Below are 15807 nucleotides of genomic sequence, written 5' to 3' on the forward strand. Positions count from 1 at the left end.
GGACCTCCTGAGGCTGATGGTTCGCGGGACTACTTGCCCATGACCTTCATCGCCTGGGCGAAGAAGTCATCGGCGCGCTTGTCGTCGTCGGCATTGCAGCGTTCGATGCCCTTGGTCTCCAGTTCCGAGACCTTCGACTTGTCGGCGTCGCCGAGCGTGGCCGCTGCTTCCGCGGCACGAAGGGTCTTCAACGTCTCCTCGCAAGGCGCGGTGGCGGCGGCGGAAGCGCTGGAAATCGAGCCGGCGACGGCGACGGCGCCCGCTGCGATGGCAAGTGCAAATTTTCGCATGAAACCGTTCCCTGTCTGATGCCCGTCCGGGTGCCATAACTGAACCCGACCCTAAACGGCGGGTGGGCATCCCAACGATAGGGAAGCGACTTCACTCCAGCCTGTCCGGCGGCATACAATTTCGTAAGAATGGACGCCGGCCGCACAAAAGGTCTTTACGAACCGCGCGCGCGCGCTGATAGAAGCCACCGCCTTGCATCCGCCATCAATGGCGTGCCCCAGTGCCCGAACCTGCAATCCGTGCCCCAGGAAAACCACGAAATGACCTATGCGTCGCTCAAGCCGGTTTCGAAGGCGTTCGTCCAACGCAAGCGGCTGATCTTCGTGCGCGTCGCGGCGGCGCTGGCGGTGCTGCTGCTGTTTCTCACCAAGCCGGCGCTCAGCGAAGGTTCGGACGGGCACGAAACGCTCGAATTTGTCGGCTTCTGTCTGGTGCTCGCCTGCGTCGCCGGGCGGCTGTGGAGCATCCTCTATGTCGGCGGCAAGAAGAACGAGGAGCTGGTTTCGACGGGACCGTTTTCGATCAGCCAGAACCCGCTCTATTTCTTCTCGACGGTCGGCGCGGTCGGCATCGGATTGCTCTACGGCTCGGTTTTGGTCGCCTTGGCGCTGGGCCTCGCCAGCTTCCTCATCTTCCGTGTCACGGCGCGCAAGGAAGCCGAATTTCTCTTGGGTAAGTTCGGCCCAGCCTATCTGGCCTACATCACGAGAACGCCGCGGTTCTGGCCGAACCCGCTGCTCTACCGCGACAATGACGAGCTGCAGTTCTCGACGCGGGCGCTCAAGCGCACCTTCTATGACGGGCTCTATTTCCTCGCCATCTTCCCGGCCATCGAGCTGATCGAATATCTCCGGCAGACCGGCGTGCTGTTCCCGGCCTTCATCACCCTCTACTGATTGTCCGGCTTAGGCCAATCTGCGCCAGCGCATCATCGTGAGGCCAGAGAGGTCAATCGCCGTGCGCTTGAGGTCTGCCGTCGTTGTCACCGGCTTTGACCGCAACGGCCGTGGTCGACTTTGAGTCAGGGCGGCGGAACTCGACCGAATGGCCTGGTACGGCAATCCGGCCTTTCGCGCCGCGGTGCTGGTGGAGCGATAGGGCTCGGGGATTGGCGGCCGCTTTCCATCGAAGTTCAGATGCGGATGACGAAGTCTAGTTGCCTCCGCCAATCCCGAACGTCGATAATGATACCTGACCCGAACGATAGAACCCTAGGCTCCCAGCGGATAAGGCATGTAGCCGACGAAGCCGGCGATCTTCCAGCTGCCGGCGACCTTCCTGCAGAAATACAGAGTCTGCCATTTCAGCCGGTCGACGCTGCCATCGGCCTTGGCGATGGAGCCGTCGAACTTCTTGTGCAGCACGGCGCGGTCGCCGTCGACATCGATGTCGCGCAGGTTGGTGACGCGAAAAATCGCCTCGCGCAGCGGTTCGGCGAATTTGGTCGCCGCCGTTTCCCTGGCCTGGCGCAGCCACTCGTCGCGATAGATTTCCAGCCTGGGAAATTGCAGCCGCCATGCATCGGCATTGGCGAGAAAATGCGCATGCATGCCAAAGAAGCTCTCGGCGATGAAATCGTCCTCGACCATGGACCAGTCCTGGCCAATGAAGGCGTCGATGTCGCGCCGCACCAGCATCTCCCAAAGCGCGTGGCGGTCGGCGTCGCCCGAAGGGAACGGGTTCTTGTCGAAGGTCATTCTCGGTTTCTCCGGTCTCGCGCAGGCATTGGTTCGCGGCGGCTTGAAAGCCGTCCGTCAGGCGCGCACGATGCAAGCGCTCTTGTAATAAAGCAACACGGATTTCGAAGAATGTTGCTTTCCAACAACGGCCCTATCGGGACAGCCCTTATCGCGGTAAATCTGCGCCGGAACTCCGTCACGATCAAAGGAGGCAATTCCTTGCCCAAGCAGACTTTTGGAACGTCTCATGTGCCGCTGTCGCCCGCCGTGCGGGCCGGCGACTTCGTCTATATATCGGGCCAGGTTCCGGTCGGCAGCGACGGCATCGTGGTCAAGGGTGGCATCACCGAACAGACCGAGCAGGTGCTTGCCAATGTGAGAGCGGCGCTGGCGTTGGCCGGCTGTACGCTGGACGACGTGGTGAAGACCACGGTCTGGCTCGAAGATGCGCGCGATTTCGGCGCCTTCAATGCCGTCTATGGCCGGCATTTTCCGCAGAATCCGCCGGCCCGCACCACCGTCGAATCGCGGCTGATGATCGACATCAAGATCGAGGTCGAGGCGGTCGCCTACCGGCCGGTCTGAGACGACAAGGCAACGAAGCGGAGGTTTCCCCCATGCAATTCGACCTCCTGCTGAAGGGCGGACGGCTGATCGATCCGGCGTCCGGCATCGATGCGCCGCGCGATGTCGCCATTGCCAATGGCCGCGTCGCGGCCGTCGACGCCGCTATCCCGCCGGATCGCGCCAGCCAGGTGGTCGACGCGACGGGCTGCATCGTCGCGCCCGGCCTGGTCGATCTGCACAGCCACGTCTACTGGGGCGGCACCTCGCTCGGCGTCGACGCCGACCGGCTGGCGGCCAAGAGCGGCACCACCACCTTCATCGATGCGGGCAGCGCCGGCGCCGGCAATTTCCTCGGCTTCCGCCGCCATGTCATGGAGCGCTCGAAGGTGCGCATCCTGGCCTATGTCAACATTTCCTTTGCCGGCATTTTCGGCTTTTCGCAGACGGTCTCGGTCGGCGAATGCAGCGATCTCAGGCTCTGCGAACCGCGCGAGGTGGTGGCGGCGGCGCGCGAGCACGCGGATGTCGTGGTCGGCGTGAAAGTCCGCTCCGGCAAGCATGCCGGCGGCGCCAGCGGCATCGCGCCGGTGGATCTGGCGCTCGAAGCCGCCGACAAGGCCGGCCTGCCGCTGATGGCGCATATTGACGAGCCGCCGCCCGGCCGCTCGGAAGTGCTGCCGCGCCTGCGCCGGGGCGACATCCTCACCCATTGCTTCCGGCCGTTCCCCAACGCGCCGGTCTTCGCCTCGGGCGCGGTGCGGCCCGACATGCGGCTGGCGCGCGAGCGCGGCGTGATCTTCGATCTCGGCCATGGCATGGGTTCGTTCGATTTCGAGGTCGCCCGCGCCATGCTCGCCGAGGGGCTGGCGCCCGATGTCATCTCGAGCGACGTGCACCTTTACTGCGTCGACGGGCCGGCCTTCGACATACTGGTCTGCATGTCGAAGCTGATGGCGCTCGGCATGCCGCTGGTCGAGGTGCTGCGCGCCGCGACGCAAGGACCGGCGCGGGCGATCGCAAGGCCGGACCTCGGCACGCTGGCGGTCGGCACCGTCGGCGACGTCACTGTCCTTCGCCAACGATCGGGCCGCTTCACCTTCGTCGACGCGGTCGGCGCGGCGCTGGTAGCCGATCAGCGGCTGGTGTCGGAAGGCATCGTCATCGGCGGCGCCTGGTGGCCGAACGAGGGGGTGAACGATGTCAGCGAAACCGAGCGTTTCGAGCCGCGTTCCAACCACACGCATGTCGAGGTTGCCGCCCGGCATTTCGGGCATCGGCACGAGTGAGGTCGTGCGCGGCGCGGAGCGTCGGCGAGGTTACGCCGCCCCCACCACGCTCAGGAAACGCTCGATACCTGTCGCTGTCAGAAGCTCGATGCGTTCACGGATAAGGTCGTCGCTCCAGTTCCACCACTCCAGCGACTGCAGGCGTTGGATGACATCGGGCGCGAACCGGTAACGGATGGTGCGAGCCGGATTGCCAACCGCGATAGCGTAGGGCGGAATGTCCCGGGTGACGATGCTGCCAGCGCCAAGGACCGCTCCATTGCCGATCGTGACACCGCTCAGGACGATACAGCGTGCACCAATCCAGACGTCATGGCCGACTGTGATCGGTCCCTTGCCGGCGGTTCCATTTCCGTTGCGGATCTTGCCGTTCACAAACGCGATCGGAAAGGTGGTCGCGGTGTCGATGCGGTGCTCGGCCGCGCAGATAAAGAGAACATCCGGGCCAATCGAACAGAAGGATCCTATGCGCACCGGCACGTTTTCGCGCGGAACGAAGAACGATTTCTTGCTAAGACCATAGGTATGGCGACCGATCTCGACGCCGGGCAGCGGCGGCAGCGGATCCTTCTTCAAACCCAGCTTTATGCGAAGCCCTCTCAGCAGTCCCACTGGCTTCCTCCCCGAATTGCCAGGCAATACTGGGGCACTACTCACCCTATCTGAAAAGTTCGCAAGCAATTTCGAGGGCCGCCCACCGCTTGCCTTAACTGGTCAGGAATTGCTCGGCTTCCCGTAGACCGGCGTCTGGACACCCTCCATCCGTGCCTTGATCTGCAGCGCGACATATTTCGAGTAAAAACGCGACAGCGCCAGATTGCCGCCGTGGAACCACAGCGCTTCCTGCGCCGTCGGTTTCCACATGTTGCGCAATTCGCCCTGCCAAGGGCCGGGGTCGCCCTTGACGCCGGAGCCGAGGCCCCAGCACGGACCGACCTTGTCGGCGACCTCGCGCGAGACGAGCGCGGCGACATTCTCGTTCATCGACTGGTAGCCGGTGCAGGCGATGATGGCGTCGGCCTCGAGCTCGCTGCCATCCTCGAACAGGATGCCATTTTTCGTCAGCGACTTGATGGCGACGCCGCTGCGGATGCCGATCTTGCCGTCGATGATCAGATCCGAGGCACCGACGTCGATGTAATAGCCGGAGCCGGTGCGGTAGGCCTTCATCAGCAGGCCGGTCTCGTCGTCGCCGAAATCGATGGCGAAGCCGGAGGCGCGCAGGCGATCATAGAAGCCGGCGTCGCGCGCCTTGATCACCTCGTAGAGCGCGCGCTGGCCCTTGGGCACCAGGGCGAATGGCGTCGAGGCGACGATCATGTCGGCCTTCTCGGTGGTGATGCCGCGCTCCAGCGCGCTCTCCGAGAAGATCTCGAAGCCGACCTCCATCAGCGTGTCCGACTTGACCACGGTGGTCGGCGAACGCTGGATCATGGTGACGTCGGCGCCGCTCTCCCAGAGATCGACGCAGACGTCGTGCCCCGAGCTTGCGGCGCCGATGACTGCTACCTTCCTGCCGCGGAATTTTTCGCCGCTGGCATAGTGGCTCGAATGCAGCAGCTCGCCCTTGAACTGCTCCGCGCCGGCCAGGTCGATCTTTCGCGGCGGGCCGTAGGCGCCGGTGGCGAAGACGATGTGTTTCGGCTTCAGCGTGACCTGCCGGCCGACGCGGTCGACCACCACGGTCCACTCCTTCTGCGTCTCGTCATAGGACGCGCTGAGGCATTTGGTGGCGACCCAGTAGTTGAGCTCCATGACGCGCGTATACATTTCCAGCCAGTCGCCCATCTTGTCCTTGGGCGTGAAGACGGGCCAGTTCTCCGGAAAGGGAATGTAGGGCAGATGGTCGTACCAGACCGGGTCGTGCAGCACGAGCGTGCGGTAGCGGTTGCGCCAGGAATCACCCGGCCTTGCGTTCTTCTCGATGACGATGGTCGGCACGCCGAGCTGCCGCAGCCGCGCGCCCAGCATGATGCCGCCCTGGCCGCCGCCGATGACCAGGCAATAGGGTTGTTCCGAAGCGCCGAGCTCGCGCGTCTCGCGCGCTCGTGCCTCCGACCAGGTCTCGCGTTCGGGGTCGGCCTTGTGGCGCACGCCGAGCGGCCGATCCGAGCCTTTGCTCTCCTCAAACCCCTTCAGGTCGGTCATCGCCGTGAACAAGGTGCGGCAACGGCCGTCGCGCAGCCGCAGTATGCCTTGGCCTGAGGCCACTGCCGTCTCGAATGTGAACCAGGCCTCGATCGTGCCTTCGTCCGAGGTCGCCTCGCCGGTGATCTGCCATGCGGTGGGCTTTGTCGTCGCCAGCGTTGCCTCGAGCATGGCGGCGATGGCCTCGCGGCCTTCCATGGTGGTGACGTTCCAGGTGAAGGTCAGAAGATCGCGCCAGTAGCAGTCGTCGACGAAGAGGTTGGCGGCGGCTGTCTCGTCGCCGGCTGCGAGTGTCTGAGCTAGGGATTCGAGCCATGCGGCGGCCTGTTTCGTCGGTGCCATTTCGAGCATTTTGTCCCTCTTGCTGCATGCGGATCTTCAATTGTTGAACTCGGCGCCGCCCCTCATCCGCCTGCTAATCCCCGAGCGGCTCCATCTCCTTGCCGGTGCGGTGGATCTGGGCGTTGTATTTGATGCGGCGGACCGTTTCGCGGGCGGAGCCGTCGAGCTTGTAGGCCGAGGCCACCGCCAACAGGTCGATCGCCGCCAGGAAGGCATAGCGCGACGCCGTCGGCTTCAGCGTGTCGGGATATTCCGGCACCGCCACCGTGAGCCTGACATCGCAGGCACGCGCCAGATCGGTGTCGGGCGCCGTCACCGCAATGGCGTTGGCGCGATAGTGCTTGGCGAGTTCGACCGCCTCGATCACCTCGCGCGTGCGGCCGGTCGCGGAAATGGCGACGACCAAATCGCCGGGTTTCAGCGTCGAGGCCGTCATGCGCATCAGATAGGGATCGCACTGGGCGCTGACGGTGATGCCGTAGCGAAACAGCCGGTACTGCGTCTCCTGCGCCAGCGCCGAGGAACTGCCGCCGAGGCCGAAGACGGTGACCTGGCGCGCCTTGGCGATCAGTTCGGCGGCCTTGTGCAGCTCACCGGGATCGAGCTGCCGTTCGGCCTCCTGCAGCGCCCGGCGCGCCTCGCCGAACACGGCGTTCCAGAACGGCATGCCGGTATCGCTGTCCCTGCTAGGCGAGGTGTCCAGATAGAGCGCGCCGACGACGAGGCTCTGCGCCAGCTTCAGTTTGAAATCGCGCACGCCCTCGCAGCCGATGGCACGGCAGAAGCGGGTCACCGTCGGTTCGCTCACCCCGGCGCGCTCGGCAATCGCCGCATTGGAGGCATCGACGGCGTATCTGACATCGTCGAGCACGACATCGGCGACCCGGCGTTCGGCCGGTCGCAATTCCGCGTAGGAATCCTTGACCAGCGAGATGATGTCGGGGATGCGCCCGAGGTCGCGTCCGTCCGGCTCCCCATTCGAGGCGCTGCCTTGCCTGCTGTCAGATTCAGTCATGAAGTCGGTCTTCCCTCGCCGATGAACATCGGTCTTCCCTCGCCGATGAAAATCGGTCGTCCCTGCCCTTGTCGGCCCCACCTCTTATCATGTTTGCACGCTGTCGTTCCATGCGCTGCAACCGCTGCGTGCTACTGGGCATGCTTGCGTATCTGTTTGCGAAGTATGTAAGAAAGCAACACGCATTTCAAGATATAGAAAATGTAACAGAAACAAATAGATGGATAAAATCAGACGCATCGATAGCCGAAGATCGACGGTCATCGCTTGACAGCAAAGTAGGATAGTTACAGACTGATTTCTGGCAGTCTGATGACCTACTGGGTCATCGCGCAATCTCCGAGGGGCGGATGAACGCGGGCGAGACAACAACGCCGAAGCTTGGCGTGCAGGCAGCGACCAAGATTTATCACACGGCGTCCGGCGACCTGCTGGCCCTGGACCGCTGCAGCCTCGATGTCAGAGCCAATGAAATCGTATCGATCGTCGGCCCGTCCGGTTGCGGCAAGACCACGCTTTTGTGGTCGATGTCGGGCTTGCACAGCCTGACCAGCGGCGAGATCCGGCTGGACGGCAAGGCCATAACCGGGCCGCATCCCGATATCGGTATCGTCTTCCAGGAAGCCAATCTCCTGCCCTGGCGCAACCTCGATGCCAACATCCGCTTTCCCTTCGAGATCAAGGGCGAGAAACCGGATCGCGCCTGGATCGCGCATCTCTTGAACCGCGTCGGCCTCGACGGCTTTGGCGGCAAGTTCCCGCGCGAGCTGTCGGGCGGCATGCAGCAGCGCGCGGCGATCGTTCGGGCGCTGGCGCTGAAGCCCTCGGTGCTGTTGATGGACGAGCCGTTCGGTGCGCTCGACTCCTTTACGCGCGAGGAAATGAACCGGCTGGTCGAGGAGATCTGGCTCGACACCAAGACCACCATCGTCTTCATCACCCACTCGATCGAGGAAGCGATTTTTCTCTCCGACCGCGTGGTGGTGCTGAGCGCCCGGCCGGGCAAGGTTGCCAAGGAATATCGCGTGCCGTTCGCGCGGCCGCGTTCGCTGGAGATCATGGCGACGAAAGAAGTCTTCGACCTCACCAACCGGATCAAGATGGATATTGTCGGCGAGCGCGCCAGGGCGAAGCCGCCGGAGCGCACCAGCGCCGAGATCGTGAGGATCAGGCCATGAGCGACGCCATCCCCGAATTCTCCAAATCCAAATCGAGTGACGGCAAGGACGTCAGCCTGACCAATCTTTCGGCCTTCGCCAGCGGCCCCGGCATCAAGTCGGGCAAGGAGGTGGCGGCGATCATCGCTGTCGCGGTGGTCATCATCGGCGGCATCGAACTGGCGCTGCGGCTGTTCCATGTGCCGCTCTACATCATGCCGCCGCCAAGCTCGATCGCCTATGCGCTGTTCGACGAGTTTCCGCTGATCGCGCCGCATCTCGGCTACACGCTGGTCGAGCTGGTGTCGGGCTTTGCCATCGGCGCCGTCGTCGGCCTGGTGCTGGCCGCCGTCATCACTCAGTTCCCCTTCGCCGAAAAAATCGTCGCGCCCTATATCCTGCTGCTGGTGACCACGCCGATGCTGGCGCTGGTGCCGCTGCTCATCCTGCGCTTCGGCTTCGGCTACACGCCGCGCATCATCGCGGTGGCGCTGGCCGCCGGGCCGATGGTGATGATCAACGCCGCCACCGGCTTCCGCCGCGTCGACAGCGCCAAGATCGCGCTGGCGCGCTCCTACGGCGCCAGCACCTTGCAGATCTTCTGGAAGATCCGCGCGCCGATGGCGCTGCCGATGATCCTGGTCGGGTTGATGATCGGCGCCATCTTCGGCCTGTTGACGGCCGTCGGCGCCGAAATGGTCGGCGGCGGCTTCGGCCTCGGCAACCGGCTGACCACCTATTCGTCGATGATCCAGATGCCGCAATTCTTTGCCGTGGTGCTGATCCTGTCGACGCTCGGCATCCTCATCTACGTGCTGTTCTTCCTGATCGGCAAGAAATGGGCGAGCTGGGAGGCTTGAAGACAAGGATCTGAAGGCAAGACGCCCGGGAGGCGGGCAACAGACTGAAAATCAACAAAAAGGGGAAAGCGATGACCACAGACAATTTCGTCCGACAGGCGGGGATCAGCCGCCGCTATTTCCTGCAAGTGACCGGCGCCGGCCTGGTGACGGCAACGGCGCTCGGCGTCACGGGACTCAAGGCGCGAGCCGAGGCTTACGGCAAATTCACCTGGATCTCGCCGCGCGGCACGCTCGAAGTGCTCGACGACTATCCCTATTGGGCGGCAAAGAAAGCCGGCTATTTCGACGGGCTCGATACCGACATGCAGCCGGGTCCGTCGGACGGTACGGCGACGGTGAAGTTCGTCGATGTCGGCCAGGCCGATATGGGCTTCCCATCGCCCGGCGTGTTCTCCTTCGCCATCCAGAACGGCATGAAGCTGAAGTCGGTATTCCACATGGGCGCGCGCGACACGTTCAGCATCGCCTTCCGCAAGGGCGAGGGATCGAACGATCTGAAGAAGCTCGAAGGCAAGACCATCCTGCTCGGCTCCGCCGCCTGGCAGTCGATCACCGATCCGCTGCTCGCCGCGCAAGGCGTCGACATCAAGAAAGTCAAATATGTCGAAGCCGGCTGGCCGACCTGGGGTACCGCCCTTGCCGGCGGCCAGGGTGATGCGGCCCTGTCCTGGGAAGGGCTGCGCGCCGAATGGATCGCCAAGGGCCTCGACTTCGAATACTGGCTCGGCGTGAAGAACTCCAAGCTTCCAGCCAACACCTTCGTCGTGCGGAGCGCCGATCTCGAGGATCCCGACAAGAAGGCGTTCCTGGAAAAATACCTGCGCGGCTGGGCAATGGGCCTCGAATTCGGTTACCAGAACCCGCGAGCGGCCGTCGAAGCGGTGTTCGAGCAGTTCCCGACACTGGCCAAGAATCTCGGGCCGGAGCTCGGCACGACCTCGATCCTGCAGCAGATCAACGTCTTCCGTGGCGACATGGACAAGCGCGGCGGCTGGGGCTCGCACGACATGGCGAGCTGGCAGGGCTTCTTCGACGAGATCCACAAGATCGGCCAGATCACCAATCCGGTGAAGGCGGAGGATGTCTGCACCAACGACCTGATCCCGGCGGCCAATACTTTCGACAAGGCCAAGGTCAAGGCCGACGCCGACGGCGTCAAACTGTCGGAAGGCTTCGCCGCGCTCGATGTCGAGAAGATAAAGGCGCATCTCTTTGATTCGGCGGTGAAGTAAACCTGCTGGCAGCAACACCGGGCGGCGACAGGGTTGCCGCCCGCATCCATTGAAGAGCGTGGGAGGCGGAAATGGCCGACAAGGTAAAAGTGCTGGTGGTGGGTCTCGGCAATATGGGCGCGTCGCACGCCAGCGCCTACCACCGCTCCGAGGGTTTTCAGATCGTCGGCATCATGAGCCGCTCGATCAAGAGCAACACCAAGATCCCGGCGGAGTTAGCCGGCTATCCACTTTATGAGGATTTCGACCTGGCGCTGAAGGAGACAAGGCCGGACGCCGTCTCCATCAACAGCTGGCCGAACACCCACGCCGAATACGCGCTGAAGGCGATCGCGGCCAATTGCCATGTGTTCATGGAAAAGCCGCTCGCCACCAACATCGAGGACGCCGAGAAGGTTGTCGCGGCGGCGCGGGCCAAGAACCGCAAGCTGGTGCTGGGTTATATCCTGCGTGTCCATCCCTCCTGGATCAAGTTCATCGAGGTCGGCAAGACGCTCGGCAAGCCGCTGGTGATGCGCCTCAACCTCAACCAGCAGAGCAGCGGCAGCGCCTGGCACTGGCACAAGAACCTGATCGATTCGCTGATCCCGATCGTCGATTGCGGGGTGCACTATGTCGACGTCATGTGCCAGCTGACCGGCGCCAGGCCGGTGCGAGTGCATGGCATCGGCGCCAAGCTGTGGGCCGAGGCGGACAAGCAGAATTACGGCCATCTGCACGTCACCTTCGATGACGGCTCGGTCGGCTGGTACGAGGCCGGCTGGGGGCCGATGATGAGCGAGACGGCCTATTTCGTGAAGGACGTGGTCGGCCCGAAAGGCGCTGTGTCGATCGTCGCCGGCCAGGCTGCGAGCACCGCCTCGGACGCCGAGGTTTCCAATTCGGCCGACATCGATCGTCACACCAAGACCGATGCGCTGAAGATCCACTACGCCCAAGTCGACGGCGACAAGAACTTCTCCAAGCCCGACGAGATCGTCAGCATGGAGGACGAACCGGGCCACCAGGAACTGTGCGACCGCGAGCAGGCCTTCTTCCTGCGCGCCATTCGCGAGGACCTCGATCTGACCGAGCAGATGGATGCGGCGGTCAACAGCCTGCGCATCGTGCTCGCCGCCGAACAGAGCATCGAACTGGGGCGAACTGTCGAACTGGCCTGACGCAATCCGGCTGCGGTGCTGCAGGAAGCGCCGGGGCAGGAGCTTCCTCTTCCGCCCGTTCACCAAGGGAAGGTACCGGCGGGCGGATGAATGGCAGCGCCAACTTTGCGATGTGGCTCACTACGGCCGCCGCGATGCCCGAGGTGGAAATTAGGAGAGAGACATGGCCGCCGTCACCGACAGTCTGTTGAGAACCTATGTCGAGTCCGATGCGCTCGATCTGGCCGGGCTGGTGCGTAGCGGCCAGGTTTCGCCGGCCGAACTGGTCGAGGCGGCAATCACTTTGGTCGAGCGGCTCAATCCGGGGCTCAACGCGGTCATCCACCGCCTCTACGACATGGCGCGCGCACAGGCGCAGACGGTCGACAAATCGGCTCCCTTCGCCGGCGTGCCGTTCCTGCTCAAGGAACTGGCCTCGTCCTGGACCGGCGCGCCGAACACCAATTCCTGCTTCTACCTGAAAGACGTCGTCGCCGACTTCGACACCGAAGTGGTGCGCCGCATGAAGGCGGCGGGGCTGGTGCTGGTCGGCAAGTCGAACGCGCCGGAAAACGGCTGGTCGATCACGACCGAGCCAAGACTCTACGGCGTGACGAAGAACCCGTGGAAGGCAGGCATCACCCCCGGCGGTTCGAGCGGCGGTGCCGCCGCGGCCATCGCCTCGCGCATGGTGCCGATCGCCGAAGCCAGCGATGGCGCCGGCTCGATCCGCGTTCCGGCCTCGTGCTGCGGGATTGTCGGCCTGAAACCGTCGCGCGGCCGCGTCAGCCTCGCGCCATTCGGCGACTACTGGTATGGCGGCGCCTATTTTCTGTGCTGCTCGCGCACGGTGCGCGACACCGCGGCCTATCTCGACGCGGTGGCCGGCGCCCTGCTGGGCGATCCCTATACGCCACCGGTGCCGGACGCCTCATGGCTCAAGCTGTCGGCGCAGGCCCCCAAGGCGTTGCGGATCGGCTTCAGCGTGAAGCCACCCAACGGCACGGCCATCGATCCGGAGGTGAAAGCGGCGGTGCTGGCGACGGTGGCGGTGCTCGAGCGCCTGGGACATCACGTCGAGGAGCACGACATGCCGCTCGAGGCCAATGCCGTGTGGGTAACCTACACCAACATGACCTGCGTGCAGACGGCGGCGACATTCGACTATCTCGAAACAGTGATCGGCCGGCCGGTCACGCCTGGCGATGTCGAGGCGGTGACTTGGGCGATCATCGAGCGCGGCCGCGCGACGAGCGGCACCAGGCACATATCCGATGTCGAGCAACTCAGGCAGGTCGGCCGCGACATCGTCGGCGATCTCGCGGGCTACGATCTCTTCATCACGCCCACCTTGACGCAACTGCCGCGCCCGCTCGGCTATTACGACATGTCGGAAACCGACATCGACAGCTACAACGCCAAATGGGCGGACTCCGTGTTTGCATTTCCCTTCAATATTTCCGGCCAGCCGGCAATCTCGCTGCCGCTCGGATGGTCGAAAGACGGCGTGCCGATCGGCGTGCAATTGGTCGGCCGCTATGGTGACGAGGCGACGGTGCTGGCCGCGTCGGCGCAGCTGGAGCAGGAGATGCCGTGGAGGGATCGGCGGCCGCCGGTGAGTGGTTAGTTGGCGCCAGGCTATCTCGGTCGAGTTCTGGCGCCCCCCTCTGTCCTGCCGGACATCTCCCCCATAAGGGGGGAGATTGGCGGCTTGGGCGCCGGCTCCTCTTCTTGCACGGTAAAGATTGGCGAAAGCGGTCGTGATCAGCAATCTCCCCCCTCGTGGGGGAGATGCCCGGCAGGGCAGAGGGGGGCGCCGTAGAGTGCTGACGGCGGCGGGGATCAGGCCTCGCCTACCCAATCGCCTCCAGCCGTCTCGGCAGCCGGTTCATCGGCTTGGGTCCATCGGCCGCGATCAGGAACTGGTCCTCGAGATTGAAGCTGGCGAGGCCATCGATGTAGAGCGGGATTTCGAAGGCCAGCACCATGCCGGCCTCGATGACGATATCGCTGTCTTCGGCGATGAACGGCCATTGCTCGGAAAATACCGATTGCCCGACGCCGTGGCCGAAATGCCCACGGCGGTAAGAGCCCAGGCCTTGCCGCGCCAGGCTGTCGGAGGCGACGCGGTGGACATGGGCGAGCGTGTTTCCGGGGATCAGTGCTGCCAGCCCGTCCTCGAAAGCGCGCTCGGCGATCGCGTGCAGTTCTGCCTGGTCGGCGGAAGGCGGCCCGAAGGTGAAATTGCGTGACATGTCGGAAGCGTAGCCGCCGACCGTGCACACCATGTCGCATTTCAAGGGATCGCCGGCCACGGCCCTGGCGTCGGCGCCCTTGGCCCGGGCGCCGAGCGTCACATATTCCGCCGTCACCACCGGATACGACAGCCCGGCCGCCGCGTCTGCGACGCCCTTGCGGTAGAGCGCGACGAGATCGGCCTGGCGCATGCCGGCCATGGCATCCACCTGCAGGCGCTCCAGCCCGGCTTCCGACAGAAGAATGCCTTGCTGCAGCAAATCGATCTCGCGCTGCGATTTGACGGCCCGCAGCCTGTCCAGGACCGGTGAGCCGTCCACCATGGTACAGCGCGGCATCAGCGCCTGGATGGCGGAGAAGTCGGCAGCGGGAACAAAATCGAGGTCGATGCCGAGTGTCGCGCGCGCCAGGCCGAAATCGTCCAGCAAGGCCTGCAACTGGCGCACCGAGCCGGCGAGGTCGAAGGTCGCGGGCCGCGAGAAATCCGGTGTGCGGCCAAGCGAGGCGAGGCCGGCCTCGATGCGCCCGGCCAGGGGCAGGCCCTGGGCTCCCGGGTCGAGCGGCGCGGATTCGATCCAGATGGGATGCGAACGCACGACCGCTTCAGGCATGGCGAGCCGCGTCTGCGCCGCGTTGAAATCGGCGACGACAATGCCGATCGGCAAATCCTGCCGGGCCGGGATGACGACGAAGCCGCCGCCGGCACGCCGGAACAGGCCCGCCGGCCCCATCCACGCACCGGTCGCATAGTGGAAGGCCTCGGGTGCGCAAAGCACCAGCGCGCCGATGCCGGCGCGTTCCATCAGTTGCGCGGCGCGCTGGCGGTCGACAAAGCCCGTCATGGGTTTCTCCGGATGTCCGAAGCGGCAACGGAGCATTGCGGCCGCGGACAATCAAGTGCGTTGCTTGCTGATGACGGTCTGCGGGCACCTCTCAACTTCGTCATCCTCGGGTCTGCGCCGGGTCGCTGCGCTCTTTGCTCCGCCCGTGGATGACGAAGTTATGGGTGGCGCCCATCAATCTCAGGGCCACTGGATCCATGGGCGCAGCCAGCCCATCCAAACGCGCGGCGACTACTTGATCGTCTCCAGCTTGGCGATCGCCAAGGTGAAGCCGGCGAGCGACACCGGGATGGTCACGGGCTTGCGGGTGACCGATTCCATGCCGATGTTCAGATTGGTTCCCGACTTCATCGCCTTGACCAGTTCCGGCGACAGCGGGGTGGCGGCATAGGCGCCGTTCTGGTCGCTGGTCTGGATGGCGATGGTGGTCTTCTGGCCCTGGTCGATCTGATAGCTGACGCCCGACGGCAGGAACAGGCCGTGCGGCAAAGCCAGCAACATGGCCAGGCTGCCATTGCCGTTGTCGCGGCGCACGGTGACGGTGAGCACGCGCTGCCCGGTCTTGGCTTCGGTCAGGTTCTGCGACACCTGGCACTGAAGCTCGGAATTGGCCGAGCCGCTGGAACAGTTCACCGCCCAGGGATTGGCGTCTGCCGCCGGTTTGGCCTCCTTGGCTGGCGCCGGTTTGGCCGCGTCCTCGGCGCGTGCCGGGCCGACCGAGGCCGATAGCAGCCACAAGGCGGCCGCAGCCGCGACCAGATCGAGAAGATTAGCTTTCGCTAAAGTAGTTGTCATGTTCTTCACGCCCCGCAGTTTTCCTTGGACCAACAGGTATTTCCCTGGAAAAGGCCTGATACAACAATGGGGACTGCTCCGAAAGTGCGCTTGCAGGCCAAGCAAGCCGGCAAATTTACTGTGGCAGCAAGGCCACAGGACAGAACTTTGAGGACCAACAACAACGCACGGAACTTTCCGGACTCGCTATACAAT

At 64.1% G+C, this 15807-nt stretch carries 15 protein-coding genes; 8 read left to right on the plus strand and 7 right to left on the minus strand.

Going from position 1 to position 15807, the window contains the following annotated elements:
* Window positions 1-29 precede the first annotated feature (29 nt).
* A complete protein-coding gene (locus EB233_RS04465; RefSeq protein ID WP_064990940.1) occupies window positions 30-290 on the minus strand; it encodes a hypothetical protein in 261 nt (86 codons plus the stop codon).
* A 261-nt stretch (window positions 291-551) separates the two neighbouring features.
* On the opposite strand from EB233_RS04465, the gene EB233_RS04470 reads away from it, so the two are divergent.
* Window positions 552-1187, plus strand: a complete 636-nt coding sequence (locus EB233_RS04470; protein ID WP_027055697.1) for a methyltransferase family protein — start codon at window positions 552-554, stop codon at window positions 1185-1187.
* 315 nt (window positions 1188-1502) lie between these two features.
* On the opposite strand, the gene EB233_RS04475 is transcribed toward EB233_RS04470, so the two are convergent.
* The gene (locus EB233_RS04475) at window positions 1503-1988 is read right to left on the minus strand and encodes a hypothetical protein (protein ID WP_064990941.1); all 486 of its coding nucleotides are present in this window, start codon (window positions 1986-1988) and stop codon (window positions 1503-1505) included.
* 201 nt (window positions 1989-2189) lie between these two features.
* On the opposite strand from EB233_RS04475, the gene EB233_RS04480 reads away from it, so the two are divergent.
* Together EB233_RS04480 and EB233_RS04485 are read left to right on the plus strand one after the other, a co-directional pair.
* The gene (locus EB233_RS04480; RefSeq protein WP_027055492.1) at window positions 2190-2555 is read left to right on the plus strand and encodes a RidA family protein; all 366 of its coding nucleotides are present in this window, start codon (window positions 2190-2192) and stop codon (window positions 2553-2555) included.
* A 32-nt stretch (window positions 2556-2587) separates the two neighbouring features.
* On the plus strand, window positions 2588-3823 hold the full coding sequence (locus EB233_RS04485; protein ID WP_064990942.1) for an amidohydrolase/deacetylase family metallohydrolase: 1236 nt from the start codon (window positions 2588-2590) through the stop codon (window positions 3821-3823).
* Window positions 3824-3853: 30 nt separating this feature from the next.
* On the opposite strand, the gene EB233_RS04490 is transcribed toward EB233_RS04485, so the two are convergent.
* The 3 genes from EB233_RS04490 to EB233_RS04500 form a co-directional block, all read right to left on the minus strand.
* Window positions 3854-4435, minus strand: a complete 582-nt coding sequence (locus EB233_RS04490; RefSeq protein WP_179948856.1) for a CatB-related O-acetyltransferase — start codon at window positions 4433-4435, stop codon at window positions 3854-3856.
* 102 nt (window positions 4436-4537) lie between these two features.
* Window positions 4538-6322 (minus strand): NAD(P)/FAD-dependent oxidoreductase, encoded by a 1785-nt coding sequence (locus EB233_RS04495; protein WP_064990943.1) that lies wholly within the window; start codon window positions 6320-6322, stop codon window positions 4538-4540.
* A 64-nt stretch (window positions 6323-6386) separates the two neighbouring features.
* The gene (locus EB233_RS04500) at window positions 6387-7328 is read right to left on the minus strand and encodes a MurR/RpiR family transcriptional regulator (protein WP_064990944.1); all 942 of its coding nucleotides are present in this window, start codon (window positions 7326-7328) and stop codon (window positions 6387-6389) included.
* Between the two features lie 350 nt (window positions 7329-7678).
* Here EB233_RS04500 and EB233_RS04505 point away from each other — a divergent pair, with 350 nt between their 5' ends.
* The 5 genes from EB233_RS04505 to EB233_RS04525 all read left to right on the plus strand — a co-directional run bounded on the left by EB233_RS04505 (window position 7679) and on the right by EB233_RS04525 (window position 13346).
* A complete protein-coding gene (locus EB233_RS04505) occupies window positions 7679-8506 on the plus strand; it encodes an ABC transporter ATP-binding protein (protein WP_064990945.1) in 828 nt (275 codons plus the stop codon).
* Entirely contained in the window at window positions 8503-9345 is an 843-nt protein-coding gene (locus EB233_RS04510; protein WP_064990946.1) for an ABC transporter permease, read from the plus strand. Before EB233_RS04505 ends, EB233_RS04510 begins: the two co-directional genes overlap by 4 nt.
* A gap of 71 nt (window positions 9346-9416) precedes the next feature.
* Complete coding sequence (locus tag EB233_RS04515) at window positions 9417-10580, plus strand: ABC transporter substrate-binding protein (RefSeq protein ID WP_064990947.1); 1164 nt, start codon at window positions 9417-9419, stop codon at window positions 10578-10580.
* 71 nt (window positions 10581-10651) lie between these two features.
* Window positions 10652-11740 (plus strand): Gfo/Idh/MocA family protein, encoded by a 1089-nt coding sequence (locus EB233_RS04520; protein WP_064990948.1) that lies wholly within the window; start codon window positions 10652-10654, stop codon window positions 11738-11740.
* A gap of 163 nt (window positions 11741-11903) precedes the next feature.
* Entirely contained in the window at window positions 11904-13346 is a 1443-nt protein-coding gene (locus EB233_RS04525; protein ID WP_064990949.1) for an amidase, read from the plus strand.
* Between the two features lie 226 nt (window positions 13347-13572).
* Here the strand turns inward: EB233_RS04525 and EB233_RS04530 are convergent, their stop codons facing one another.
* Entirely contained in the window at window positions 13573-14817 is a 1245-nt protein-coding gene (locus EB233_RS04530; RefSeq protein ID WP_064990950.1) for a M24 family metallopeptidase, read from the minus strand.
* Between the two features lie 231 nt (window positions 14818-15048).
* Window positions 15049-15612: an invasion associated locus B family protein gene (locus EB233_RS04535; RefSeq protein ID WP_171892209.1), complete on the minus strand. Its 564-nt coding sequence runs from the start codon at window positions 15610-15612 to the stop codon at window positions 15049-15051.
* Window positions 15613-15807: the final 195 nt, after the last annotated feature.

Source organism: Mesorhizobium erdmanii, assembly GCF_013170725.1.
Taxonomy (GTDB): Bacteria; Pseudomonadota; Alphaproteobacteria; order Rhizobiales; family Rhizobiaceae; genus Mesorhizobium; species Mesorhizobium erdmanii.